This is a genomic window from Pseudomonas sp. CFSAN084952, from assembly GCF_009648855.1.
GTDB lineage: Bacteria > Pseudomonadota > Gammaproteobacteria > Pseudomonadales > Pseudomonadaceae > Aquipseudomonas > Aquipseudomonas paracarnis.
Map to the genome: position 1 here is coordinate 5407068 of NZ_CP045767.1, position 24269 is coordinate 5431336.

The window sequence follows — 24269 nt, forward strand, 5'->3', positions numbered from 1 at the left end:
CATGCGCGAGCCCGGTTTATTGAAACCTGCGGTGCTCTGGCTGCTGCTGTTGGCGCCGCTGTTTTTCAGCACCTATGGCTTTGCCACCTGGGTCACCAGCCAGCGCAGCGACGTCGGCACCCTGGTGTTCGGCTGGGAAACACACATGCCGTTCTGGGCCTGGACCATCGTGCCCTACTGGTCCATCGACCTGCTCTACGGCTTCTCCCTGCTGCTGCCCAATACACGGCATGAGTTGAAACAACATGCACTGCGCCTGCTGAGTGCGCAGGTGATTGCCGTGAGTTGCTTCCTGATCTGGCCATTGCGCTTCACCTTCGAGCGACCGGAACTGGACGGTGTGTTCGGCTGGCTGTTCGCCGTGCTGGCCGGTTTCGACAAACCGTTCAACCAGGCGCCTTCACTGCATATCGCGCTGCTGGTGATCCTGTGGGTCATGTATCAGCGGCACACCCAGGGGATTTGGCGCTGGGTGGTGCATGGCTGGTTTGCGCTGATCGGCATCTCGGTGCTGACTACTTATCAACATCACTTTATCGACTTACCCACAGGCGCCCTCGCGGGGTGGTTGTGCGTGTGGTTATGGCCGGTGGAACACCCGAGCCCATTGTTGAGTGCCCGGTTAACGCGCGATACCCAACGCTGGCGCCTGGCTGTTCGCTATGGGCTGGGTGCGATAGTACTGCTGACGCTGGGTTTGTTACTTCGCGGCGGCTGGCTGTGGTTGCTGTGGCCAGCGGTTTCCCTCGGCTTGATCAGCGCCAACTACCTGGTGATCGGCGCGCCGGGCTTTCAAAAACGTACAAATGGCCGCCTGACGCCTGCCGCTCGCTGGCTGTATGCGCCTTACTTGGCAGGGGCGTGGACCAATTCGCGGCTGTGGACACGCAAACATCCACAGCCGGATCTGATTGTGGATAACGTCTGGCTGGGGCGTGTTCCTACAACCTCTGAGCAAGGCCCGTTCAAAGCCATTGTCGATCTGTGTGCCGAACTGCCGATTAATCCACAGGGCCGTGCTTATGCCTGCGTGCCGGTACTGGACCTGATCACCCCGACAGCCGACGAATGCCTGAAGGCCGCGCACGCCATTGAACGTCTGCGAATGAGTGGCCCCTTGCTGGTGTGCTGCGCCCTCGGTTATTCCCGTAGCGCGACTGCCGTCGCCGCCTGGCTGCTGACCACCGGGCGCGCCGCAACGGTTGACCAAGCACTGGCTATTATTCGTACAGCACGGGCCACTGTGGTCCTGCACCCCGCACACCGTAAAGCGTTGGAGGGTTTGCATTATGCCCGCTGATATGGAACTCCAGGTAGTCGCCAGCCTGCTACGTCGTGGCCGTTCCCTGGATCAGTTATCCACAGGCCTGACGTTGCTCGGCGTACTGTTCGGCCTTGCCCAACTGTTGTTGGCCAGTATTTCGACGACCTGCCTGCTGCTGGCCCTGTGGATGATCGTGCTGGGCCTGCTGCAAAAATACTGGGCGCTACGGGTGGCCTTTGACGCCGATCTGTTCGCCTTGCTGGCCCGCGACGTTACCCGCACGCCAGACCTTGACCAAGCCTTGCAAACCCTTGGCCTGCAATTGCCCAAGCGAGCCGGTCGGCCATGGAGCGAACGCCGGCGCGGCGCTCTCAAACTGTTGCGTAAACAAGCCTGGCTACTGGGCGCGCAAGCGCTGCTGACCCTGGGCGTCATCCTTGCCAGCCCTTGGCTGCCTTTTGCCGGATAAGGAATCCTCATGTTCGAACCCGTGGTCGCCACGCTGATTACCTCCATGGCCCGCACCGTCACCGGCGCTCGCAGCCTGTGGCTGGGGTGTGCGCCAGTGCCGGTGCAGCGCATCTATTTCGCCAACCACAGCAGCCACGGTGACTTCGTGCTGGTGTGGGCGTCACTGCCGCAGAACCTGCGCAAGTTCACACGCCCGGTGGCCGGCAGCGATTACTGGAACAAGAGCGCGTTGCGCCGCTACATCATCAACCGCGTATTCAATGGCGTGCTGATCGACCGCGAGCGCAAAGAGCCTGTGGATAACCCACTGATGCCCATGCTCGCGGCCCTGGAAGGCGGCGATTCGTTGATCATCTTTCCCGAAGGCACGCGCAATCTCGAGGATGGCTTGCTGCCGTTCAAAAGCGGCTTGTACCACTTGGCAAAGAGTTACCCACAGGCCGAGTTGGTCCCTGTGTGGATAGCCAACCTGAACCGGGTCATGCCCAAGGGTCGCGTATTGCCATTGCCGTTGTTATGCACCACCAGCTTCGGTGCCCCCCTGCAATTGGAAGAAGGCGAAGACAAAGCCGCCTTCCTCGCCCGCACTCGCGACGCCCTGCTCGCCCTTGCCCCGGAGCATTCCTGAGATGGATAGCCAAACCCTGATGTTATTTGGCGGCATCGGCGCGATCCTGGTCATCGCCTCGCTGATCGGCCTGATCCTCAAGCTGCGCACCCGTGGCAGCCCGAATGCAGTGATCGACAACCTCAACGCCCGCATCAACGCCTGGTGGGTGATGGTGGTGGTCATCGGCATCGCCTTCTGGCTCGGCACCGGCGCGGTGATCCTGCTGTTCTACGCGGTGTCGTTCTACGCCCTGCGCGAATTTCTCACCCTCACCCCGACCCGGCGCAGCGACTACCCGGCCCTGGTGGCCGCGTTTTACCTGGCCCTGCCGCTGCAATACCTGCTGATCTACGCCGACTGGTATGGGCTGTTCTCGATCTTCATCCCGGTGTACGTGTTCCTGCTGCTGCCGATCCTCGCCTCCCTGGGCGGCGACAGTACGCACTTTCTGGAACGGGCATCGAAGGTGCAATGGGGGTTGATGATCGCCGTGTTCTGCGTGTCTTTCGTCCCGGCGCTGCTGACATTGGACATACCGGGTTACGAAGGCCGTAACCTGCTGCTGATCGCCTATCTGGTGATCGTGGTGCAACTGTCGGACGTGCTGCAGTACGTGTGCGGCAAGCTGTTCGGCAAACACAAGATCGCGCCCAACCTGTCACCGTCGAAAACCGTGGAAGGTTTTGTCGGCGGGATCCTGTTGTCGTCGCTGATCGGCGCAGCGCTGTGGTGGACCACACCGTTCAATCCCTGGCAATCATTCCTGATCGCGCTGCTGATCAACCTGCTGGGGTTTGCGGGAGGGATTGTGATGTCGGCGATCAAGCGTGACCGCGGGGTGAAAGACTGGGGCCACATGATCGAAGGGCACGGCGGGATGCTGGATCGGCTGGATTCGGTGTGCTTTGCGGCGCCGATCTTCTTTCATCTCGTGCGCTACTGGTGGACCTAACCCACCCCTTTCTCAAACCCGATGGAGATCAAATGTGGGAGCTGGCTTGCCTGCGAAGGCGGTGGTGCAGTAACAGATGCAGCGACTGACACGCAGCCCTCGCAGGCAAGCCAGCTCCCACAGGGGATATGCGCCTACCTGTAGGTTTTATGGTGCTTTCAATACCTCTAGCCAGTGATCTCGATATAGCTAGACTCTCCGCCTCCGGTCGCACCCGATAGCCAGCCCCAAACGAAACTCAGGGTAGTGCGCCCGGCGTGATCAACACCTACCGTGCCTCGTGACCACCCTGCGAGCAGCTCCCCGTCCAGGGTGACGCACTGATAAAGCAGCTCGATAGTATCTGGGCCGGTCACCCGCCCGACCTGCGTTCCCAGGCGAATTCGGCCACCTTGGTAAGTGCTCGAAATCACCCCGCCTTCGACTTCGTAATGAAACACGGTGCCGGTACCGGACAACCCTTGGGCGTTGTTGGCGACCACGAACCGGCGATTGTGCAAACGTGCGTGGACGGTAGCAGGAGGGTTTTGCATCAATACGCATCCTTGAATTGAGCGAATTCAAAACACAAAAAAGGGGCTGTTGAAAACAGCCCCTTTTGGGTACGCCAGTAAGGCTTACTCCACCGTCACCGACTTCGCCAGGTTACGCGGCTGGTCAACGTCGGTGCCCTTGAGCACCGCGACGTAGTACGACAGCAACTGCAGCGGGATGGTGTAGAGGATCGGCGACAGGGTGTCGTGGATGTGCGGCATGTTGATTACATGCGTGCCTTCACCATTGGTCATTCCCGCCTTCTCGTCAGCGAAGACGATCAGTTGGCCGCCACGGGCGCGTACTTCCTGCAGGTTGGACTTGAGCTTCTCCAGCAGTTCGTTGTTCGGCGCCACGGTGACCACTGGCATGTCGTCATCCACCAGGGCCAACGGGCCGTGCTTCAGCTCGCCGGCCGGGTAGGCTTCGGCGTGGATGTACGAGATTTCCTTGAGTTTCAGCGAGCCTTCCATCGCAACCGGGTACTGCGCACCACGGCCGAGGAACAGGGTGTGGTTCTTGTCGGCGAACAGCTCGGCGACTTTTTCCACGGTGCCGTCCATGGCCAAGGCTTCGCCCAGGCGGGTCGGCAGGCGGCGCAGTTCTTCCACCAGAGTGGCTTCGACACCGTCGGCGAGGGTGCCGCGTACTTGGCCCAGTGACAGGGTCAGCAGCAACAGGCCCACCAGTTGGGTGGTGAAAGCCTTGGTGGAGGCGACACCGATTTCACGACCGGCCTGGGTCAGCAGGGTCAGGTCGGATTCACGCACCAGGGAGCTGATGCTGACGTTGCAGATCGCCAGGCTGCCGAGGAAGCCCAGTTCCTTGGCGTTGCGCAGGGCGGCCAGGGTGTCGGCGGTTTCGCCGGACTGGGAAATGGTCACGAACAGGGTGTCGGGCTGCACCACCACCTTGCGATAGCGGAACTCGCTGGCGACTTCGACCTGGCATGGGATGCCGGCCAGTTCTTCCAACCAGTAACGCGCCACCATACCGGCGTGGTAGCTGGTGCCGCAGGCGACGATCTGCACATTGCGCACTTTGGCGAACAGTTCAGCGGCTTGCGGGCCGAAAGCATTCACCAACACTTGGTTCTGGCTCAGGCGACCTTCCAGGGTGCGCTGTACCACGGACGGCTGCTCGTGGATTTCCTTGAGCATGAAGTGGCGGAACTCGCCCTTGTCGGCGGCTTCGGCACCGTCGCGGTATTGCACGGCTTCACGTTCCACGGACTGACCGTTCACGTCCCAGATCTGCACGCTTTCACGGCGGATGTCGGCAATGTCGCCTTCTTCCAGGTACATGAAGCGGTCGGTCACTTGGCGCAGGGCCAGTTGGTCGGACGCAAGGAAGTTCTCACCCAGGCCCAGGCCAATTACCAATGGGCTACCGCTGCGGGCGGCCACGACGCGGTCAGGCTGGCTCGCGCTGATCACGGCCAGGCCGTAGGCGCCGTGCAGCTCTTTGACCGTGGCCTTGAGGGCGGTGGTCAGGTCGCTGTGGTCCTTGAGCTTGTGGTTGAGCAGGTGGGCGATCACTTCGGTGTCAGTGTCCGAGGTGAAGACGTAGCCCAGGCCCTTGAGTTGTTCACGCAGCACTTCATGGTTTTCGATGATGCCGTTGTGCACCACCGCCAGGTCGCCCGAGAAGTGCGGGTGAGCGTTACGCTCGCACGGAGCACCGTGGGTGGCCCAACGGGTGTGGGCGATCCCTAAGCGACCTACCAGCGGCTCACCGGCCAGGGCCTGGTCCAACTCGCTGACCTTGCCCGGGCGGCGCATGCGCTCCAGCTTGCCGGCGTTAGTGAAGACGGCCACACCGGCGCTATCGTAGCCGCGGTATTCGAGGCGCTTGAGGCCTTCGATCAGGATGGCAGTAACGTTACGTTCGGCGACTGCGCCAACAATTCCACACATGGTGCTTCTCCTAGATGACTGCCGCGCATATCAGCGTAATGCCGCGGGCTTGGATCTGGTCGCGGGCCTCGAGCGGCAGGCGATCATCGGTAATAAGGGTATGGACGCTGCTCCAGGGCAGTTCCAGGTTGGGAATCTTGCGGCCGATCTTGTCGGATTCGACCATCACCACCACTTCACGGGCGACCTCGGCCATGACGCGGCTCAAGCCCAGCAGTTCGTTGAAGGTGGTGGTGCCGCGCTGTAAATCGATGCCATCGGCACCGATGAACAGCTGGTCAAAGTCGTAAGAACGCAGGACCTGCTCGGCGACCTGGCCCTGGAACGAATCCGAATGCGGGTCCCAGGTGCCCCCGGTCATCAACAGCACCGGTTCGTGTTCCAGTTCGCTCAAGGCGCGGGCCACGTTCAGGGAGTTGGTCATCACCACCAGGCCCGGCTGATGGCCCAGTTCGGGGATCATCGCGGCGGTGGTGCTGCCGCTGTCGATGATGATGCGCGCATGTTCACGCAAACGCTTCACGGCCGCACGGGCGATGGCGCGCTTGTAGACCGAGATGGGCTGGGCAGCGTCACCCACCAGCTCTTGGGGCATAGTGATTGCACCGCCGTAGCGACGCAGGAGCAAGCCGTTACTTTCGAGGGCAGCAAGGTCCTTGCGGATGGTCACTTCCGAAGTTTCGAAATGTTTGGCCAATTCGTCCACGCTGACTTCGCCCTGTTCGTTGAGCAAGGTCAGGATATTGTGGCGTCGTTGGGGGGTGTTTCGTTTCGACATGGTAGTGATAAGTTTCGTTTCGAAAGATAACGAAGGCAATCAAAACCTATTGGTGAAAGATCGTCAAGAGGCGGAAGGCATTTTTGTAGAGCTTTCGGACATGCCACTAAACAACTGTGGGAGCTGGCTTGCCTGCGATAGCGGCGTGTCAGGCGACATCATGATGAATGTCAGACCGCTATCGCAGGCAAGCCAGCTCCCACAGGAGTGAATCTCAACGTATGGAGTTGTGGATAACTCAGCTCTTCTTGATTTTGACCGGGCGTTTCCAGCCGTCGATGTTGCGTTGGCGAGCCCGGGCAACCGCCAGTTGGGACTTATCCACATCCTGGTTGATGGTCGAGCCCGCTGCGGTGTTGGAACCATCGCCGATGGTCACCGGAGCAACCAGCGAGTTATTGGAGCCGATGAACACGTCTTCACCAATGGTGGTCTGGTACTTGTTGGCACCGTCATAGTTGCAGGTGATGGTGCCGGCGCCGATGTTGGTGCGGGCGCCGATGACGGCATCGCCCAGGTAAGTCAGGTGGCCGACTTTGGCGCCTTCGCCCAGGTGAGCGTTTTTCAGTTCGACAAAGTTCCCCACATGGGCCTTGGCCCCCAGCTCGCTACCCGGACGCAAGCGCGCAAACGGCCCGGCATCGCTGCCCTCGCCCATCACCGCACCGTCGATATGGCTGTTGGCCTTGACCACCACGCCTTTGCGCAAGGTGCTGTCCTTGATCACGCAGTTCGGGCCGATCACCACACCGTCTTCAATGATCACGCGGCCTTCGAGGATCACATTGATATCGATCAGGATGTCGCGGCCCACCGTGACTTCGCCACGTACATCGAAACGCGCCGGGTCTCGCAGGGTCACACCCTGGGCCATCAGGCGCAGGCCTTCGCGCAGTTGATAGTGACGTTCCAGCTCTGCCAGTTGTTTGCGGTCGTTGGCGCCCTGCACTTCCATCGGATGGTGGGGCTGCTCGGTGGCGACCAGCAGGCCATCGCTGACGGCCATCTCGATGACGTCGGTGAGGTAATACTCGCCCTGGGCGTTGTTGTTGGACAGGCGGCTCATCCAATCGGCGAGCTTGTTGGCAGGCACCGCGAGAATGCCGGTGTTGCCTTCAGTAATCGCGCGCTGGGCTTCGCTGGCATCTTTGTGCTCGACGATCGCGGCGACCTTGCCGTCGGCGTTGCGCACAATGCGGCCGTAGCCCGTAGGGTCATCCAGCTCAACGGTGAGCAGGCCCATCTGGCCAGGCACCACGTGCTTGAGCAGGCGTTGTAAGGTTTCCACTTCAATCAGCGGTACATCGCCGTAGAGGATCAATACCGTGTCCGCGGTGATGAAAGGCACAGCCTGCGCGGTCGCGTGGCCGGTGCCCAGTTGCTTGTCTTGCAATACGAAATTCAGGTCGTCCGCGGCCAGACGCTCACGGACCACATCGGCACCGTGGCCAATCACCACATGAATACGTTGTGGGTCCAGTTGCCGGGCGCTGTGGATAACATGACCCAGCATGGAATTGCCCGCGACCGGGTGCAGCACCTTGGGCAGGGCCGAACGCATACGAGTGCCCTGGCCTGCGGCGAGAATGACGATTTCAAGAGACATGAATGGCTACCAATCCTGGGCGGTCCGGGTTCAGACCAAAGAAGTGTTTTGCAAAAAAGAAAAAGGGTAGCCGAGGCTACCCTTTTTAATCAATCACGCATCAAGCAAAACGGCGTGGCCGCTTACTTCTTGCGGATCTGCTGGAGAGTACGCAGCTGGGCTGCGGCCTCGGCCAGACGGACTGCAGCAGCGCTGTAGTCGAAGTCTGCGCCTTTTTCGTTCAGCGCCTTCTCGGCAGCCTTGACGGCTTCCTGAGCGGAGGCTTCATCCAGGTCGCCAGCACGTTGCACGGTGTCGGCAAGTACCTTGACCATGTTCGGCTGAACCTCAAGGAAACCACCGGAGATGTAAAACACCTCACGTTCCCCGCCTTGCTTGGTCAGAGTGATCGGACCTGGCTTCAAGCTTGTGATCAGCGGGGCGTGACCCATGGCGATACCAAGATCACCCAAGTCGCCGTGCGCTGTTACAAACTCGACCAGACCGGAGAAAATTTCCCCTTCCGCGCTGACGATATCGCAATGGACTGTCATAGCCATCTGATTGCCTCAACCTGATGAGCGCCCGTTTCCGGGCGCCAGGATTACAGTTTCTTGGCTTTCTCGATCGCTTCTTCGATGCCGCCGACCATGTAGAACGCTTGTTCTGGCAGGTGGTCGTAGTCACCGTTGAGGATGCCTTTGAAGCCAGCAATGGTGTCTTTCAGGGAAACGTATTTACCCGAAGCACCGGTGAAGACTTCAGCCACGAAGAACGGCTGCGACAAGAAACGCTGGATCTTACGAGCACGGTTTACCAACTGCTTGTCGGCTTCCGACAGCTCGTCCATACCCAGGATCGCAATGATGTCCTTCAGTTCTTTGTAACGCTGCAGCACGTACTGAACGCCGCGAGCGGTGTCGTAGTGCTCCTGGCCGATCACGTTCGGGTCCAGCTGGCGCGAAGTCGAGTCGAGTGGATCGACCGCTGGGTAGATACCCAGGGAAGCGATGTCACGGGACAGAACGACGGTGGCGTCCAAGTGGGCGAAGGTGGTAGCTGGCGACGGGTCGGTCAAGTCATCCGCAGGTACGTATACCGCTTGGATCGAAGTGATCGAACCTTCCTTGGTCGAAGTGATACGTTCTTGCAGAACGCCCATCTCTTCAGCCAGGGTCGGCTGGTAACCTACTGCAGAAGGCATACGGCCCAGCAGTGCGGATACTTCAGTACCGGCCAGGGTGTAACGGTAGATGTTGTCGACGAACAGCAGAACGTCGTTACCTTCGTCACGGAATTTCTCGGCCATGGTCAGGCCAGTCAGGGCTACGCGCAGACGGTTTCCCGGCGGCTCGTTCATCTGACCGTAAACCAGTGCCACTTTGTCCAGAACGTTGGAGTCCTTCATCTCGTGGTAGAAGTCGTTACCCTCACGAGTACGCTCACCCACACCTGCGAACACGGAATAACCGCTGTGCTCGATGGCGATGTTACGGATCAGTTCCATCATGTTTACGGTCTTGCCTACACCGGCACCACCGAACAGACCGACTTTACCGCCTTTGGCGAACGGGCAAACCAGGTCGATAACCTTGATGCCGGTTTCCAGCAGGTCGTTGCCGCCCGCTTGTTCTGCGAACGAAGGTGCTGCGCGGTGAATGCCCCAGCGCTCTTCGGTGGCAATCGGGCCAGCTTCGTCGATCGGGTTGCCCAGTACGTCCATGATCCGGCCCAGGGTCGCTTTACCGACCGGTACGGAGATGGCAGCGCCAGTGTCGACAACGTCCAGACCGCGCTTCAAGCCTTCGGTGGAACCCATCGCAATGGTACGAACTACGCCGTCGCCCAGCTGCTGCTGAACTTCCAGGGTAGTTTCCGCGCCTTGTACTTTCAGCGCGTTGTAGATGCTCGGTACGCTGTCGCGTGGAAATTCCACGTCGATAACGGCGCCGATGATTTGAACGATACGTCCGCTACTCATAGCTGGATCCTCTGAATATTTGAACCGTTAAACCGCGGCAGCGCCGCCGACGATTTCCGAGATCTCTTGGGTGATCGCAGCCTGACGCGCCTTGTTGTAGATCAGCTGCAAATCGCTGATCAGATCACCGGCGTTATCGGTAGCGTTTTTCATCGCGATCATCCGCGCCGCTTGTTCAGCTGCGTTGTTCTCGACCACCGCCTGGTACACCTGCGACTCCACGTAGCGCACCATCAAGCCGTCAAGCAGCTCTTTGGCGTCTGGTTCGTAGAGGTAGTCCCAGTGGTGCTTGAGTTCCTGATCCGGGGTTGCCACCAGTGGAATCAATTGCTCCACGGTTGGCTGCTGGGTCATGGTGTTGATGAACTTGTTGGATACCACGGACAGGCGGTCAATCCGGCCTTCCAGGTACGCATCCAGCATCACCTTCACACTGCCGATCAAATCATTGATCGACGGCTCTTCACCCAGGTGGCTGATAGCTGCAACGACGTTACCGCCGAAGTTGCGGAAAAAGGCCGCACCCTTGCTACCAACAACACACAGATCGATCTCGACGCCGTTTTCGCGGTTTACCGCCATGTCCTTGACCAGGGCCTTGAACAGGTTGGTATTCAGACCACCGCACAAACCACGGTCACTGCTCACTACCACATAACCTGCACGCTTGACGGCGCGCTCGATCATGAACGGGTGGCGGTATTCCGGGTTGGCGTTGGCCAGATGCCCAATTACCTGGCGGATACGCTCCGCATAAGGACGGCTAGCAGCCATGCGCATTTGTGCCTTGCGCATTTTGCTGACCGCCACTTTTTCCATGGCGCTGGTAATTTTTTGCGTGCTTTTGATGCTCGCAATCTTACTGCGAATCTCTTTTGCGCCTGCCATGTAACACCTATCAGGTTAGCAAGCGGAAGCCTTGCGGCTCCCGCTGCGGCTTACCAGGTTTGGGTGGCCTTGAACTTCTCGATACCGGCTTTCATGCCAGCGTCGATATCGTCATTGAAGTCACCCTTCACGTTGATCTTCGCCATCAATTCGGCGTGATCGCGGTTGAAGTAAGCAATCAGCGCTTGTTCAAAGCTGCCGACCTTGGCGATTTCAACGTCGGTCAGGAACCCACGCTCAGCGGCATACAGCGACAACGCCATGTCAGCGATCGACATTGGGGCGTATTGCTTCTGCTTCATCAGCTCGGTAACGCGCTGACCATGCTCAAGTTGCTTACGGGTCGCTTCGTCCAGGTCAGAAGCGAACTGGGCGAATGCCGCCAGTTCACGGTACTGAGCCAGAGCGGTACGGATACCACCGGAGAGCTTCTTGATGATCTTGGTCTGAGCGGCACCACCCACACGGGATACCGAAACACCGGCGTTCACTGCAGGGCGGATGCCCGAGTTGAACATGGCCGATTCCAGGAAGATCTGACCGTCGGTGATGGAAATCACGTTGGTCGGAACGAACGCGGAAACGTCGCCAGCCTGGGTTTCGATGATCGGCAGTGCGGTCAGGGAACCGGTTTTGCCGGTCACTGCGCCGTTGGTGAACTTCTCTACGTACTCTTCGGAAACGCGGGATGCGCGCTCCAGCAGACGGGAGTGGAGATAGAACACGTCGCCTGGGTAGGCTTCACGGCCTGGTGGACGGCGCAGCAGCAGGGAAATCTGGCGGTAAGCCACTGCTTGCTTGGACAGATCGTCATAAACGATCAGCGCGTCTTCACCGCGGTCGCGGAAGAATTCACCCATGGTGCAACCGGAGTACGGTGCCAGGAATTGCAGCGCAGGAGATTCCGAAGCACTGGCAGCCACGATGATCGTGTTGGCCAGGGCGCCGTTTTCTTCCAGCTTGCGAACTACGTTGGCGATGGTCGATTGCTTCTGACCGATGGCTACGTAGACGCAGAAAATGCCGCTGTCTTTCTGGTTGATGATCGCGTCGATGGCCAGAGCGGTTTTACCGATCTGACGGTCACCGATGATCAGCTCACGCTGGCCACGGCCGACCGGGATCATGGCATCGACAGCCTTGTAGCCAGTCTGTACAGGCTGGTCTACCGACTTACGCCAGATCACGCCTGGAGCAACTTTCTCGACCGCGTCGGTCTCGGTGTTGCCCAGTGGACCTTTACCGTCAACAGGGTTACCCAGTGCGTCGACTACGCGACCCAGCAGTTCCTTACCAACCGGAACTTCCAGGATGCGGCCTGTGCACTTGGCGCTCATGCCTTCAGCCAGACTGGTGTACGCGCCCAATACAACGGCACCTACGGAGTCTTGCTCCAGGTTGAGGGCCATACCGTAGACGCCGCCCGGAAACTCGATCATCTCGCCGTACATGACGTCGGCCAGACCGTGAATCCGCACGATGCCGTCAGATACGCTGACGACAGTGCCTTCGTTACGGGCTTGGGAGGTCACATCGAGCTTGTCGATGCGGCCCTTGATAATTTCACTTATTTCGGAAGGATTGAGTTGCTGCATTGCTCTGCTGCCCCTTCAAACTCAAGATTTCAATGCTTCGGCAAGTTTCGCGATTTTGCCGCGAATCGAGCCATCGATAACCAGGTCGCCGGCACGGATAACAACACCACCAATAAGCGATGCGTCCTCCGAAGCTTGCAGGCGCACTTCCCGATTGAGTCGTGCACTGAGAACCTTGGCGAGTTTGTCTTGCTGTTCTTGGTTCAATGCGAAAGCACTGGTCACTTCAACGTCTACCGATTTCTCTGCTTCGGCCTTGTACAGGTCGAACAGAGCGGCGATCTCCGGCAATAGCGGGAGACGGTCGTTTTCGGCAATGACGTGGATGAAGTTCTGCACCTTCACATCAAACTTGTCGCCGCACACTTCAATAAAAGTGGCGGCCTTGTCTGCGCTCGTCAGGCGCGGGGCCTTGAGCACGCGCTGCATGGTGTCGTCTTGCGACACTGCTGCAGCCAGGCCGAGCATGGCTGACCAAGAGGCCAGCTGCTGGTGGGCCTGGGCGTGCTCGAAGGCTGCCTTAGCGTAAGGTCGGGCCAACGTGGTCAGTTCTGCCATGATCGCCCTCGCTTAAATTTCAGCAGCCAGTTTGTTAACCAGCTCCGCGTGCGCGTTTTGATCGATTGTGGCACCGAGGATCTTCTCAGCACCGCCAACGGCCAGAGCACCCAGTTGGGCACGCAGCGCGTCTTTGACACCGTTCAGTTCCTGTTCGATCTCGGCATGAGCCGAAGCCTTCACACGGTCAGCTTCGACGCGGGCTTTTTCAACAGCCTCTTCGACGATCTGGTTACCGCGTTTCTTGGCTTGCTCAATGATCTCGGCTGCCTGTGCTTTAGCTTCGCGCAGTTGCTGACCCACTTTCTCGTGGGCCAACTCCAGGTCGCGAGCTGCACGGCTGGCAGCGTCCAAACCATCCGCGATCTTCTTCTGACGTTCGTGCAAAGCCGCGATGACCGGAGGCCACACGAACTTCATGCAAAACACTACAAAAATGAAGAACGCAACGGATTGGCCAATCAGGGTTGCATTAATGTTCACGCCAACACCTCGCTCATTCGTTGTCCATCACCCCAATCACTCGAAAATTCGAGTGATTAGCCAGCGAGTTGACCAACGAAGGGGTTCGCGAAGGTGAAGAACAGTGCGATACCAACGCCGATCATGGTCACGGCGTCGAGCAGGCCGGCGACGATGAACATTTTAACTTGCAGCATTGGGACCATTTCTGGCTGACGCGCTGCGCCTTCCAGGAATTTGCCGCCCAGCAGGCCGAAACCAATGGCAGTACCCAGGGCGCCCAGGCCGATCAACAGTGCAACAGCGATAGCGGTTAGACCAACTACAGTTTCCATCTTTCCTCCCGACTTTTACGTCGTATGGTTTAGGTTTTTTAGATTTTAAAGCGGTAAAACAAATCGTTTCATAGCCCTGTTGGGCCACCTTCCCGTTTGACCGGGAAGGACATCAGACTAGTCGAGACTGGTCTTAATGGTTCTCTTCGTGCGCCATCGACAGGTAGACGATGGTCAGCATCATGAAGATGAAGGCCTGCAGGGTAATGATCAGGATGTGGAACACAGCCCACGCCCACTGCAGAACTACGCCCAGGCCGCTAAGCCAGAGCAGGCCGCTGCCGAACATCACAGCGATCAGAATGAACACCAGCTCGCCGGCATACATGTTGCCGAACAGTCGCAGAGCCAGGGAAATCGGCTTGGCGACCAGGGTGACGAATTCCAGCAGGAAGTTCACCGGGATCAGCAGGGCTTGAACGAAGATGTTCTTGCTGCCGAACGGGTGCAGGGTCAGTTCGCCGATGAAGCCGCCGATGCCCTTGACCTTGATGCTGTAGAAAATGATCAGCGCGAATACCGACAGAGCCATGCCCAGTGTGGCGTTCGGGTCAGTGGTGGATACGGCGCGGAATGGAATGTGCGGATCGCCGGAGATCGCCATGGCCAACTGAGGAATCCAGTCCACCGGGATCAGGTCGACGGCGTTCATCAGGAACACCCAGACGAAGATGGTCAGTGCCAGCGGTGCAATCACCGGGCTACGGCCATGGAAGCTGTCTTTCACGCTGCCATCGACGAATTCGACCAATACTTCAACGAAGTTCTGCAAAGCACCTGGCTGACCCGAAGTCGCCTTCTTTGCCGCCATGCGGAAAATCAGGACGAAGATCAGACCCAATGCGACCGACCAACCCAGAGTATCCAGGTGGAAAGCCCAGAAACCCATTTCTTTGGCTTCTGCTGCGGTGTGGGCAAAGCCCCAGCCGCCATTAGGAAGCTGACCGAAGGTCAGGTTCTGCAAGTGGTGCTGGATATAGCCCGAAGCGGTTGTTTCTGCCATGGTTGCCTCAAACGCCCTAAGGTTTCGAAAGTCTTGTTTTCATTAGCAGGGGAGCGAACCAGCTGACCAGTTGGGTCAACACGAAGACGCCGAATACAGCCAGCGGCGCCAATGGCTTCACACCTGCAAAGGTCAGTGCAAACAGCACTGCCGTCAAAATCAGTTTCCCTGCTTCGCCGGCATAAAAAGACCGGACGATAGCCTGGGCTGCTCGGGCGCCGGAAAACCGAAAGGCCCTGTGAGCAAAATACATATTGGGCAGCAAGGCTATCAGGCCTCCGCAGAGTCCTGAATACCCGGCTACGACTCCATGCCAATACCAGAGCGCCAATGCGGCGATCAGCAAAATGACAAATTGAGCCAGTAGAACCGGAAAAACAGCCAAGCGATGGAACGGCAACGTGTTTGGCGTGCGGGTTTCCATCACTCTTGCTCCTCAATGGTCGGCTGCCGGAAATCAATAACTTGGCATAATTTGTGCCGACAAAATGCGCGCAGAGTATAGGGGCGGTTCAGCCCCTATTCAACTGTCGGGTAGTGATTTCCGATCACGCGCTACATAAGCAAATGTTTCAGCGGATGTGGGCAAGGACGCCTTGAAGCTCGTCAAGGGAGTTATATCCGATGACCAATTGCCCTTTGCCCTTCTTGCCGTGACGAATTTGCACCGCAGAGCCCAGGCGCTCGGCCAGGCGCTGCTCGAGTCGCGCGATATCCGGATCAGGTTTGGCGGTTTCCACCGGTGCAGGTTTGCCGCTGAGCCATTGGCGCACCAGCGCTTCAGTCTGACGTACGGTCAGGCCTCGTGCGACAACGTGTCGCGCCCCTTCAACCTGTTGATTTTCCGGCAAACCGAGCAACGCACGGGCATGGCCCATTTCCAGGTCGCCGTGGGACAACATGGTCTTGATCACTTCCGGCAGCGCGATCAAACGCAACAAGTTGGACACGGTGACGCGGGACTTGCCCACTGCCTCGGCCACTTGTTGCTGGGTGAGCTGGAATTCCTGCTGCAAACGCTGCAACGCAATCGCTTCTTCGATCGGGTTGAGGTCTTCACGCTGAATATTCTCGATCAGCGCCATGGCGATCGCGGTTTCATCCGGCACGTCGCGCACCATCGCCGGGATAGTCTCCTTGCCGGCCTGCTGGCTGGCACGCCAGCGGCGCTCCCCGGCGATAATCTCAAAGCGGCCACCGCCAATGGGGCGCACCACGATGGGCTGCATCACGCCCTGAGCCTTGATCGAGTTGGACAGTTCTTCCAGGGCCTGGGGGTCCATGTCCCGACGTGGCTGGTATTTGCCGCGCTGGATCAGGTCCAGCGGCAAGTGCTGCAGCTCGCGCTCGTCGGCCTGCACCGCTTGTTCTTCAAGCGATGTGACGGTCGGACCACTCAACAGTGCATCCAGTCCACGTCCGAGACCTCGTTTCTTGACGGCCATGGGGATTCCTTAAGTTGGCTGGGCTGCAGCGGTGCGTGAATTACGGCGTTGGCGGCGAACCATCTCGCCAGCCAATGCCAGGTAGGCGATGGCGCCACGCGAGGATTTGTCGTACGCCAGCGCCGGCATGCCATAGCTTGGCGCTTCGGCCAGACGGATGTTGCGTGGAATCACGGTGTCGTACAGCTGGTCACCGAAGTGTTCCTTGAGCTGCGCCGACACATCGTTCATCAGGCTCAGGCGCGGGTCGAACATGGTCCGCAACAAGCCTTCGATCTGCAGTTTCGGGTTGAGCAACTCGGCAATGCGCTTGATGTTATCCACAAGGTCGCTCAGGCCTTCCAACGCGTAGTACTCGCACTGCATGGGGATAATTACCCCATCGGCGGCCACCAGCGCGTTAAGCGTGAGCATCGACAGCGACGGTGGGCAGTCGATCAAGATGTAATCGTAGTTGTCGCGAATGGGCGCCAGGGCGCTGCGCAGACGGCTTTCTTTCATCTGCATTTCCAGCAACACCACTTCCGCCGCGGTCAGATCGCGGTTGGCCGGCAGCAGTTGGTAACCGCCGTGCTCGGAATAATGCATGGCCTGGGCCAGGTCGCATTCGCCAATCAGCAAATCGTAGACCGAGTTTTCCAGGCCGTGTTTATCCACACCGCTACCCATGGTGGCGTTGCCCTGTGGATCGAGATCGATCAACAGCACCCGACGCTTGGTCGCGACCAGGGATGCTGCGAGGTTGATACAGGTGGTGGTTTTACCCACGCCACCTTTCTGGTTCGCTATCGCGAATACCTTAGCCATTCTTGCTTGTGTTCCCAATCATGCCGTGCGGCGCAGTATCAGCAGATGGCGTTGGCCTTGGCAACCAGGTACGGCCAAGGCGTGTTCGCTATCGAGGTGGAAGTCTGCCGGCAATGCTAACAGCTCGTCGCTTGGATGGACGCCCTTCATTGCCAGCCAGCGCGTGTCGCGATCGCCAAGGTGGCGGGTCCAGTTGCTGAAGTTCTCCATGCTGCTGAACGCCCGGGAAACAATTCCGTTGAAGGGCTGTTCAGGCGTGAAGGCTTCGACGCGGCTGTGGATAACTTGCAGGTTGTCCAGCTTGAGTTCGAGTTTGACCTGGGTCAGGAAGCGGGTTTTCTTGCCGTTGCTGTCCAGGCAGGTCACTTGCGACTCGGGAAACAGAATCGCCAGCGGAATACCGGGCATTCCGCCGCCGCTGCCGACATCCAGCCAGCGACCATTTTCGATGAATGGCATAACACTAAGACTATCGAGCAGATGGCGCGAGACCATTTCGTCCGGATCACGCACTGCGGTCAGGTTGTAAGCCTTGTTCCATTTGATCAACAGGGCGAGGTAGCCCAGCAGTAGCTCATGCTGGGCTTCGGTCAGCGCAACGCCCAACTGGCGCGCTCCTGTGGATAACTCTTCGGCGTGTTGCGAGGTGACCAACGAACTCAAGCGCTTTGCTCCAACTGACGGCCCGCGCCGCGTTTTTTCAAATGAATCATCAACAGCGAGATGGCTGCCGGGGTGACGCCAGGAATACGTGAAGCCTGCCCGAGGGTTTCCGGACGAGTTATCCCCAACTTGCTTTGGATTTCTTTCGACAACCCGGAAATCCCGGTGTAGTCGATATCCACAGGCAGCTTGGTGTCTTCACTGGCGCGCAGGCGAGCAATTTCGTCCTGCTGGCGATCAATGTAACCGGCGTACTTGGTCTTGATCTCCACCTGTTCGGCAACTTGTGGGTCTTCAGCGCCCTGGCCTGTCACTTCGACCAAACCAGCGTAGTCGATTTCCGGACGGGAAAGCAGGTTGAGCAAGTTGTACTCATGGGTCAACGGCGTGCCGAATTTTTCTGCGATGGCGTCGCCCTGCTCCGTGCCCGGGCGAACCCAGGTACTTTTCAGACGCTGTTCTTCGAGCGCAATGCTTTCGCGTTTTTTGCAGAAGGCCGCCCAGCGGGCGTCATCGACCAGGCCCAGCTCGCGACCTTTTTCGGTCAAGCGCAGGTCGGCGTTGTCTTCGCGCAGGATCAGACGGTATTCCGCCCGAGATGTGAACATCCGGTACGGTTCCTGGGTACCCAGAGTAATCAGGTCGTCGACCAATACGCCGATGTAGGCTTCATCGCGACGCGGGCACCAGCTGTCTTTGCCCTGTGCACGCAATGCTGCGTTGGTCCCGGCCAGCAAACCTTGGGCCCCGGCTTCTTCATAACCGGTGGTGCCGTTGATTTGGCCGGCGAAGAACAGGCCACCGATCACTTTGGTTTCCAGGCTGTATTTCAGGTCGCGCGGGTCGAAGTAGTCGTACTCGATGGCGTAGCCCGGACGCACGATGTGCGCGTTTTCCATACCGCGAATCGACTGCACGATCTGGATTTGCACATCGAACGGCAGCGAAGTGGAAATTCCGTTGGGGTACAGCTCGTGGGTGGTCAGGCCTTCGGGTTCGATAAAGACCTGGTGGCTTTCCTTGTCGGCAAAGCGGTGGATCTTGTCTTCGATCGACGGGCAATACCGCGGGCCAATGCCTTCGATCACCCCGGAATACATCGGCGAACGATCAAGGTTCGCGGCAATGATTTCGTGGGTACGGGCGTTGGTGTGGGTAATCCAGCAGCTGACCTGTTTCGGGTGCTGTTCTTTGGAACCCATGAACGACATGACCGGGATCGGCGTGTCGCCGGCTTGCTCGGTCATCATCGAGAAATCCACAGAACGCCCATCAATGCGTGGCGGGGTCCCGGTTTTCAAGCGGCCGACGCGCAGCGGTAGTTCACGCAGACGTTTTGCCAGGGCGATCGACGGCGGGTCACCGGCACGGCCACCGGAATAATTTTGCATACCGATGTGGATAAGTCCGCCCAGGAACGTGCCCGTGGTCAGTACGACCGAATCTGCATGAAAACGCAGACCCATTTGTGTAACAACACCACGTACCTGGTCCTGCTCGACGATCAAGTCATCGGCGGCCTGCTGAAATATCCACAGGTTCGGCTGGTTTTCCAGGGTTTCGCGTACCGCTGCCTTGTACAGGATGCGGTCGGCCTGAGCCCGGGTAGCACGTACGGCCGGGCCTTTACGGCTGTTGAGCACGCGAAATTGAATACCACCCTTGTCGGTGGCCATCGCCATTACCCCGCCAAGGGCATCGATTTCCTTGACCAGATGGCTTTTGCCAATCCCGCCAATTGCGGGGTTGCAACTCATGGCACCGAGGGTTTCCACGTTATGCGTCAGCAACAGGGTTTTTACACCCATGCGTGCTGACGCCAGTGCTGCCTCGGTACCGGCATGACCGCCGCCGATGACGATCACTTCAAAACGGGAAGGGAAATCCACCACGCACCTCGTGCCTGCTTATGTAGGTAATCAGGAATTGTTTGTTGAAAGGGTTTTAGAGCTTTGCGGGCAAGTATAGGGACTTAGGGCTTCCTAAAGAACCCTTTGCACAAAATTTAACCAGCTGTGGATGAATCACAGACAATAGAAATTAAAAGAGAGAAATTTATTAAATCTTTGTTTTTATGTTTATTTATACTGAGCAACATTTCTGTGGATAGATCTCTACAGGCCTTTATTTACAATGTGTACAGCGACTCAAAACGTTGTGGTCATCTGCCAATGAGGCCCTTGGATAAGTGCTTTAAGCCTGTGGATTAAACGACCGGTTATCCACAGATGGGTTTTTACGCAGGTTTCACGCCCTGTTATCAACTGGGCACAGGAGCGGTTATTCACAGGGCTTAATCCACAGAAACGGCCGATTTCGTCCACGGCAAAGCTGGGAATTAATCCCGGGTGGGACAAAAACAGATCTATTGTGGGAAAACACTGGGCCAGTTAATAATAGCGATTATCATTAACCTGCCTTGTCGCGCCTATGCCTCCCTCCTCACATACCGCAGCGGTCCACCACATCTATGAACAGCACCATTCGTGGTTGCGCGGATGGCTCAAGGGAAAATTGCATAACGCCAGCGATGCAGCCGATGTGGCCCACGACACGTTCGTGCGCATGCTCGGTGGACGACATGCGGCGCAGATCCTCGAACCACGGGACTATCTGGCCACCATCGCCAGGGGCCTGGTGATTGATCGGTATCGCCGGCATGCCATCGAGCAGGCCTACAGGCAGACCCTGGCAGAGCGTCCTGAAGCCACGGCTATCAGTGAGGAAGACAAGGCAATCATCATCGAAACCCTGGTGGCTGTGGATAAAGCGCTGTCTGGGCTGGGTGAGCGTGCACGGCGAATTTTCATGCTGGCACAGATTGAAGGGCTGACTTATCAACAGATCGCCGATCTACTGCAGGTATCGCTGACCACGGTGAAGAAACACATGATCCGTGCCCTCACCGAGTGCTCCCTGATCATGGCCAGCCGGTAATGGTCAGCCCTGACCGCAAGACGTTCGAGGTCGCTGCCAGTTGGTATGTGCAATTCCAGTCGCAATCACCGACGCCCGCACAACATCAAGCCTGGCAGCAGTGGCTTAATCATGACCCGTCCCACCAGGCGGCTTGGGACCAGATGGAGCAGTTGCAACGCAGCCTCGGTGGCCTGCCCCCTGATCTCACACGCCGCGCGTTATCCACCACGCAACAGCGGCGCCAGGTACTCAAGTGGATGCTGGTGCTTGGCGGCAGTGGCTACCTGGGCTGGAACGTCCAGCAACATACGTCGTTGGGTAACGCATGGGCTGATTACCGCACGTCGGTGGGCCAGAGGCGGCGCATCGAGTTGGCGGATGGCACGCAGATCAATCTCAATACTCATACCGCTATCGATGTGGCCTTTGACGGGTACCAACGTTTGATCCGTCTGCGCGAGGGTGAAGTACTTATCCACACCGGCACGCGGGGTGGGTACTTACCGTTTTATGTAGAAACTCGCCAAGGCCGGGTCAAGGCGCTGGGCACTCGGTTTACTGTGCGCCAACTGCCGGATGCCACGCGGGTGGGCGTCTTGGAAGAACGGGTTGAGATATCCCCCGGCGACCAACCCGAACTTCGCCGCACTATGGGCGCGGGTGAGAGCGCAGAGTTTGATCGGCACAATGTGCGCCCTGCCCAGCGATATGGCGGTGTACAGGCCGCCTGGGTCGATGGCCAACTGATCGTGCTCGATGCTCGGCTAGGAGAAGTTATCGATGAGTTGGCGCGCTATCGGCCGGGCGTATTGCACTGCGACCCAGCCTCTGCGGGCCTACGCGTTTCCGGGACATTCCGTCTGGACTCAACCGATGCCGTCCTCGCTAACCTGCAAGCGAGCCTGCCGATTCAAGTGAAATACTTTACGCGCTATTGGGTGTCGGTCACCCGGATCGGCTAATCGAAAAATAATCCACAGAGGGGTTATCTTTTTTTGACCTGGTGCGGCCCTACAGGTAATCACGACGCTACCTTCAGGGCTTACTCACCTATGCGCCTTCCCACCCCGCTCCGCAAACGACTTTCCTGCCATGGCATGACGTACGGTCTGCAGTTCATCACCGCTACGACCGGTGTGTTGTTATCCACCACCGTCATGGCCGCCAGCGCAACGCAACACTTTGCCATTGCCGCAGGCCCGCTGGACAACGCCTTGAGCCAGTTTGCCGCCAAGGCCAATGTGATTCTGTCCTTCTCGCCACAGCAAACGGCGCGTTTGAATACGCCAGGGCTGCAAGGTGACTATTCGGTGGACCAGGGCTTTGCGCTACTGTTGCAGAACTCGGACCTGCAGGCGGTCGCACAGGCTCCCGGCAGCTATGTATTACAGGCGGCACCTGCTGGCCAATTGACCTTGGCCCCTACCACCGTCAACGCTTATCAACAGGGCGGCTTCAATCAAGAGATCGCCGGGGATGTAGGCTACAAGGCTCAGAGCAGCCGGATCGGCACGAAGACCAGCACACCGCTGTCCGAGACCCCGCGTTCGGTGTCCGTTGTCACTGGCCAGCGTATCAAGGACCAGAAGTCCCAGACCCTGACAGAAGTGCTGGGCTACGTACCGGGAATCTTCGCCCCACCGTTCGCGGCGGGCGACGGCTTGGCAGGCGATCTGTTTTTCATACGCGGTTTCAACGCCACGGATTACGGCTACGGCCTGCTGCGAGATGGTCTGCGAGTTCAAGGCAATCGATACGACACCACCAGCGAACCCTACGGCCTGGAACGGGTCGAGATTTTCCGCGGTCCTTCTTCCCTGCTCTACGGTGAAAACGCACCCGGTGGCTTGGTTAATCTGGTGAGTAAACACCCGACTGCAACCCCGCAAGGCGAGGTGCAGGTGAGTTATGGTTCGAATAATCGACGCCAGTTGGGTGTGGATATCTCGGGCCCGCTCAACGACAGTGACACTATCCTGGGTCGGGTGGTGATGCTGGGGCGTAAATCCGACACGCAGACCGATCACGTTCCGGACGATCGTCTGTATATCGCGCCATCCTTGACCCTGAACTTCGACGACTACAACACCCTGACGCTGCTGGCCAACTATCAGAAAGACCATACCAACCTGGAACTCGGCCTACCCGCCGCCGGTACCCTGCTTACAAATCCCAACGGCAAGCTGTCCAAACACACCTTGCTGGGCAACCCGGACTGGAACACCTTTGAACGCGAAGCGTGGAGCACCGGCTATGAGTTCAGCCACAGCTTCAATGATGACTGGCAGTTCCGTCAGAACTCGCGCTATATGCAGTCACGTATCAACCGGCACGAAACCTGGCCTGGCTCATTGAATAACGGTGGCTTCGGCACCCGGCTGAACATGAACGCCTACGACCGCTACAACAAGTCGATGGTCTATTCCCTGGATAACCAGCTCGAAGGCAAGTTCCAGTTGGGCAGTGTGGAAAACACAGTGCTATTGGGCGCCAGCTATGACCGAACCTCGTTCAATCAAGACTGGGATGCGGGTTTCGCCGGCACCATCGATGTGTATAACCCGGTGTACCTGCGCGACCCGCTCACTCCCCTGGCAGTGCAAAACACTTTGCTTGAACAGCAGATGAAAGGGGTTTATGCACAGATCCAAAGCAAATACGACCATTGGCTCTTTCTGCTCGGCGGCCGCCAGGACTGGGTCGACAGCGATTACCGAGACAAGGTCAAGCCATCGAGCAATATCAACTCACAGGATCGTAAATTCACTTACCAGGGCGGGGTGATGTACCAGTTCGACAACGGCCTTACGCCGTATGTCAGCTATTCCACCGCGTTTGTCCCCGTGCAGCAGATCTCCAACGCCGGCTCGCCGTTGAAACCGATCACCAGCAGCCAATACGAAGTGGGCGTTAAGTACGAACCGATCGGCTGGGATACGGCGATGACCGTGTCGGTGTATGACCTGCGCAAGCAGGACGATACCTACCTTGATGCCACCACCAACAGCTATCGCCAAGTCGGTGAAAGTCGCGCCAAGGGCGTGGAAGTCGAGGTCAACAGTAACATCAGCTCCAACTTCAACGTGACGGCAGCCTATACCTACACCGACGCCCGGATAACCAAGGATTCGGCCACTTCGCTGGTAGAAGGCCGTCAGATGACGGGCGTGCCGCGTAACCAGGCTTCGGTGTGGGGCAAATATCGCTTTCTCGACGGCCAACTCAAGGGTTTCTCCGTGGGCGGCGGGGTGCGCTATTTCGACAGTACCTTTTCCTACACCCCGCCTACGCTCTACGGGAAGCTGGACGCAGGTAGCGTCACCTTGGTGGATGCGGCACTGGGTTATCAGATCAACCCACACTGGTCGGTGGACCTGAACGCCAAGAACCTGTTCGACAAGGAATATGTATCCGGTTGCAACGATGCGGGGCGTTGCTATTGGGGCGACAGCCGTACCTTGCTCGGTACGGTGTCTTACAACTGGTAGACGGTGTGGATAACT

At 58.3% G+C, this 24269-nt stretch carries 24 protein-coding genes; 7 read left to right on the plus strand and 17 right to left on the minus strand.

Annotation, left to right across the window (positions count from 1 at the left end; all coding sequences use genetic code 11):
* Position 1 precedes the first annotated feature (1 nt).
* Genes GH769_RS24680 through GH769_RS24695 form a run of 4 tightly spaced genes read left to right on the plus strand, consistent with a single transcriptional unit; the run spans position 2 to position 3297 of the window.
* On the plus strand, positions 2-1300 hold the full coding sequence (locus GH769_RS24680; protein ID WP_032901857.1) for a phosphatase PAP2/dual specificity phosphatase family protein: 1299 nt from the start codon (positions 2-4) through the stop codon (positions 1298-1300).
* Positions 1290-1733 carry a hypothetical protein gene (locus GH769_RS24685; RefSeq protein WP_014720581.1) on the plus strand — a complete coding sequence of 148 codons (444 nt, stop codon included), beginning with the start codon at positions 1290-1292 and terminating at the stop codon, positions 1731-1733. The genes GH769_RS24680 and GH769_RS24685 overlap by 11 nt, the downstream gene beginning before the upstream one ends.
* 9 nt (positions 1734-1742) lie before the next feature.
* Positions 1743-2363, plus strand: coding sequence for a 1-acyl-sn-glycerol-3-phosphate acyltransferase (locus GH769_RS24690; protein ID WP_032901856.1), 621 nt, complete (start codon positions 1743-1745; stop codon positions 2361-2363).
* A 1-nt stretch (position 2364) separates the two neighbouring features.
* Positions 2365-3297, plus strand: a complete 933-nt coding sequence (locus GH769_RS24695) for a phosphatidate cytidylyltransferase (protein WP_014720583.1) — start codon at positions 2365-2367, stop codon at positions 3295-3297.
* Between the two features lie 167 nt (positions 3298-3464).
* Here GH769_RS24695 and GH769_RS24700 read toward each other — a convergent pair whose 3' ends face one another.
* The 17 genes from GH769_RS24700 to mnmG all read right to left on the minus strand — a co-directional run bounded on the left by GH769_RS24700 (position 3465) and on the right by mnmG (position 19736).
* On the minus strand, positions 3465-3830 hold the full coding sequence (locus tag GH769_RS24700; RefSeq protein ID WP_014720584.1) for a hypothetical protein: 366 nt from the start codon (positions 3828-3830) through the stop codon (positions 3465-3467).
* 84 nt (positions 3831-3914) lie between these two features.
* Positions 3915-5747, minus strand: coding sequence for a glutamine--fructose-6-phosphate transaminase (isomerizing) (gene glmS, locus GH769_RS24705; protein ID WP_014720585.1), 1833 nt, complete (start codon positions 5745-5747; stop codon positions 3915-3917).
* Between the two features lie 10 nt (positions 5748-5757).
* Entirely contained in the window at positions 5758-6525 is a 768-nt protein-coding gene (locus GH769_RS24710; protein WP_032901516.1) for a DeoR/GlpR family DNA-binding transcription regulator, read from the minus strand.
* A 238-nt stretch (positions 6526-6763) separates the two neighbouring features.
* Positions 6764-8131, minus strand: a complete 1368-nt coding sequence (gene glmU / locus GH769_RS24715) for a bifunctional UDP-N-acetylglucosamine diphosphorylase/glucosamine-1-phosphate N-acetyltransferase GlmU (RefSeq protein WP_014720587.1) — start codon at positions 8129-8131, stop codon at positions 6764-6766.
* 122 nt (positions 8132-8253) lie between these two features.
* A complete protein-coding gene (locus tag GH769_RS24720; protein ID WP_003195825.1) occupies positions 8254-8670 on the minus strand; it encodes a F0F1 ATP synthase subunit epsilon in 417 nt (138 codons plus the stop codon).
* 44 nt (positions 8671-8714) lie between these two features.
* Positions 8715-10091, minus strand: a complete 1377-nt coding sequence (gene atpD / locus GH769_RS24725; RefSeq protein WP_003195827.1) for a F0F1 ATP synthase subunit beta — start codon at positions 10089-10091, stop codon at positions 8715-8717.
* Between the two features lie 27 nt (positions 10092-10118).
* Entirely contained in the window at positions 10119-10979 is an 861-nt protein-coding gene (atpG, locus tag GH769_RS24730) for a F0F1 ATP synthase subunit gamma (RefSeq protein WP_005792602.1), read from the minus strand.
* Between the two features lie 50 nt (positions 10980-11029).
* Positions 11030-12574, minus strand: coding sequence for a F0F1 ATP synthase subunit alpha (gene atpA / locus GH769_RS24735; protein WP_003195831.1), 1545 nt, complete (start codon positions 12572-12574; stop codon positions 11030-11032).
* 21 nt (positions 12575-12595) lie between these two features.
* Positions 12596-13132: a F0F1 ATP synthase subunit delta gene (locus tag GH769_RS24740; RefSeq protein ID WP_003195833.1), complete on the minus strand. Its 537-nt coding sequence runs from the start codon at positions 13130-13132 to the stop codon at positions 12596-12598.
* A 12-nt stretch (positions 13133-13144) separates the two neighbouring features.
* On the minus strand, positions 13145-13615 hold the full coding sequence (locus GH769_RS24745) for a F0F1 ATP synthase subunit B (RefSeq protein ID WP_003195835.1): 471 nt from the start codon (positions 13613-13615) through the stop codon (positions 13145-13147).
* 56 nt (positions 13616-13671) lie between these two features.
* The gene (gene atpE / locus GH769_RS24750) at positions 13672-13929 is read right to left on the minus strand and encodes a F0F1 ATP synthase subunit C (protein WP_002555987.1); all 258 of its coding nucleotides are present in this window, start codon (positions 13927-13929) and stop codon (positions 13672-13674) included.
* Positions 13930-14062: 133 nt separating this feature from the next.
* A complete protein-coding gene (gene atpB / locus GH769_RS24755; RefSeq protein ID WP_014720589.1) occupies positions 14063-14932 on the minus strand; it encodes a F0F1 ATP synthase subunit A in 870 nt (289 codons plus the stop codon).
* A 16-nt stretch (positions 14933-14948) separates the two neighbouring features.
* Positions 14949-15356, minus strand: coding sequence for a F0F1 ATP synthase subunit I (locus tag GH769_RS24760; RefSeq protein WP_010565865.1), 408 nt, complete (start codon positions 15354-15356; stop codon positions 14949-14951).
* Positions 15357-15504: 148 nt separating this feature from the next.
* Positions 15505-16377 (minus strand): ParB/RepB/Spo0J family partition protein, encoded by an 873-nt coding sequence (locus GH769_RS24765; RefSeq protein WP_003195890.1) that lies wholly within the window; start codon positions 16375-16377, stop codon positions 15505-15507.
* Positions 16378-16386: 9 nt separating this feature from the next.
* Entirely contained in the window at positions 16387-17184 is a 798-nt protein-coding gene (locus tag GH769_RS24770) for a ParA family protein (RefSeq protein ID WP_003195891.1), read from the minus strand.
* 18 nt (positions 17185-17202) lie between these two features.
* Complete coding sequence (gene rsmG / locus GH769_RS24775) at positions 17203-17847, minus strand: 16S rRNA (guanine(527)-N(7))-methyltransferase RsmG (RefSeq protein ID WP_020302581.1); 645 nt, start codon at positions 17845-17847, stop codon at positions 17203-17205.
* Positions 17844-19736, minus strand: coding sequence for a tRNA uridine-5-carboxymethylaminomethyl(34) synthesis enzyme MnmG (gene mnmG, locus GH769_RS24780; protein WP_014720591.1), 1893 nt, complete (start codon positions 19734-19736; stop codon positions 17844-17846). The genes rsmG and mnmG overlap by 4 nt, the downstream gene beginning before the upstream one ends.
* Before the next feature lie 541 nt (positions 19737-20277).
* On the opposite strand from mnmG, the gene GH769_RS24785 reads away from it, so the two are divergent.
* The 3 genes from GH769_RS24785 to GH769_RS24795 all read left to right on the plus strand — a co-directional run bounded on the left by GH769_RS24785 (position 20278) and on the right by GH769_RS24795 (position 24254).
* Positions 20278-20784, plus strand: a complete 507-nt coding sequence (locus GH769_RS24785; protein WP_032901518.1) for a sigma-70 family RNA polymerase sigma factor — start codon at positions 20278-20280, stop codon at positions 20782-20784.
* Positions 20784-21728, plus strand: coding sequence for a FecR domain-containing protein (locus tag GH769_RS24790; protein WP_032901520.1), 945 nt, complete (start codon positions 20784-20786; stop codon positions 21726-21728). The genes GH769_RS24785 and GH769_RS24790 overlap by 1 nt, the downstream gene beginning before the upstream one ends.
* Before the next feature lie 135 nt (positions 21729-21863).
* Positions 21864-24254, plus strand: a complete 2391-nt coding sequence (locus GH769_RS24795; RefSeq protein WP_014720594.1) for a TonB-dependent siderophore receptor — start codon at positions 21864-21866, stop codon at positions 24252-24254.
* Positions 24255-24269: the final 15 nt, after the last annotated feature.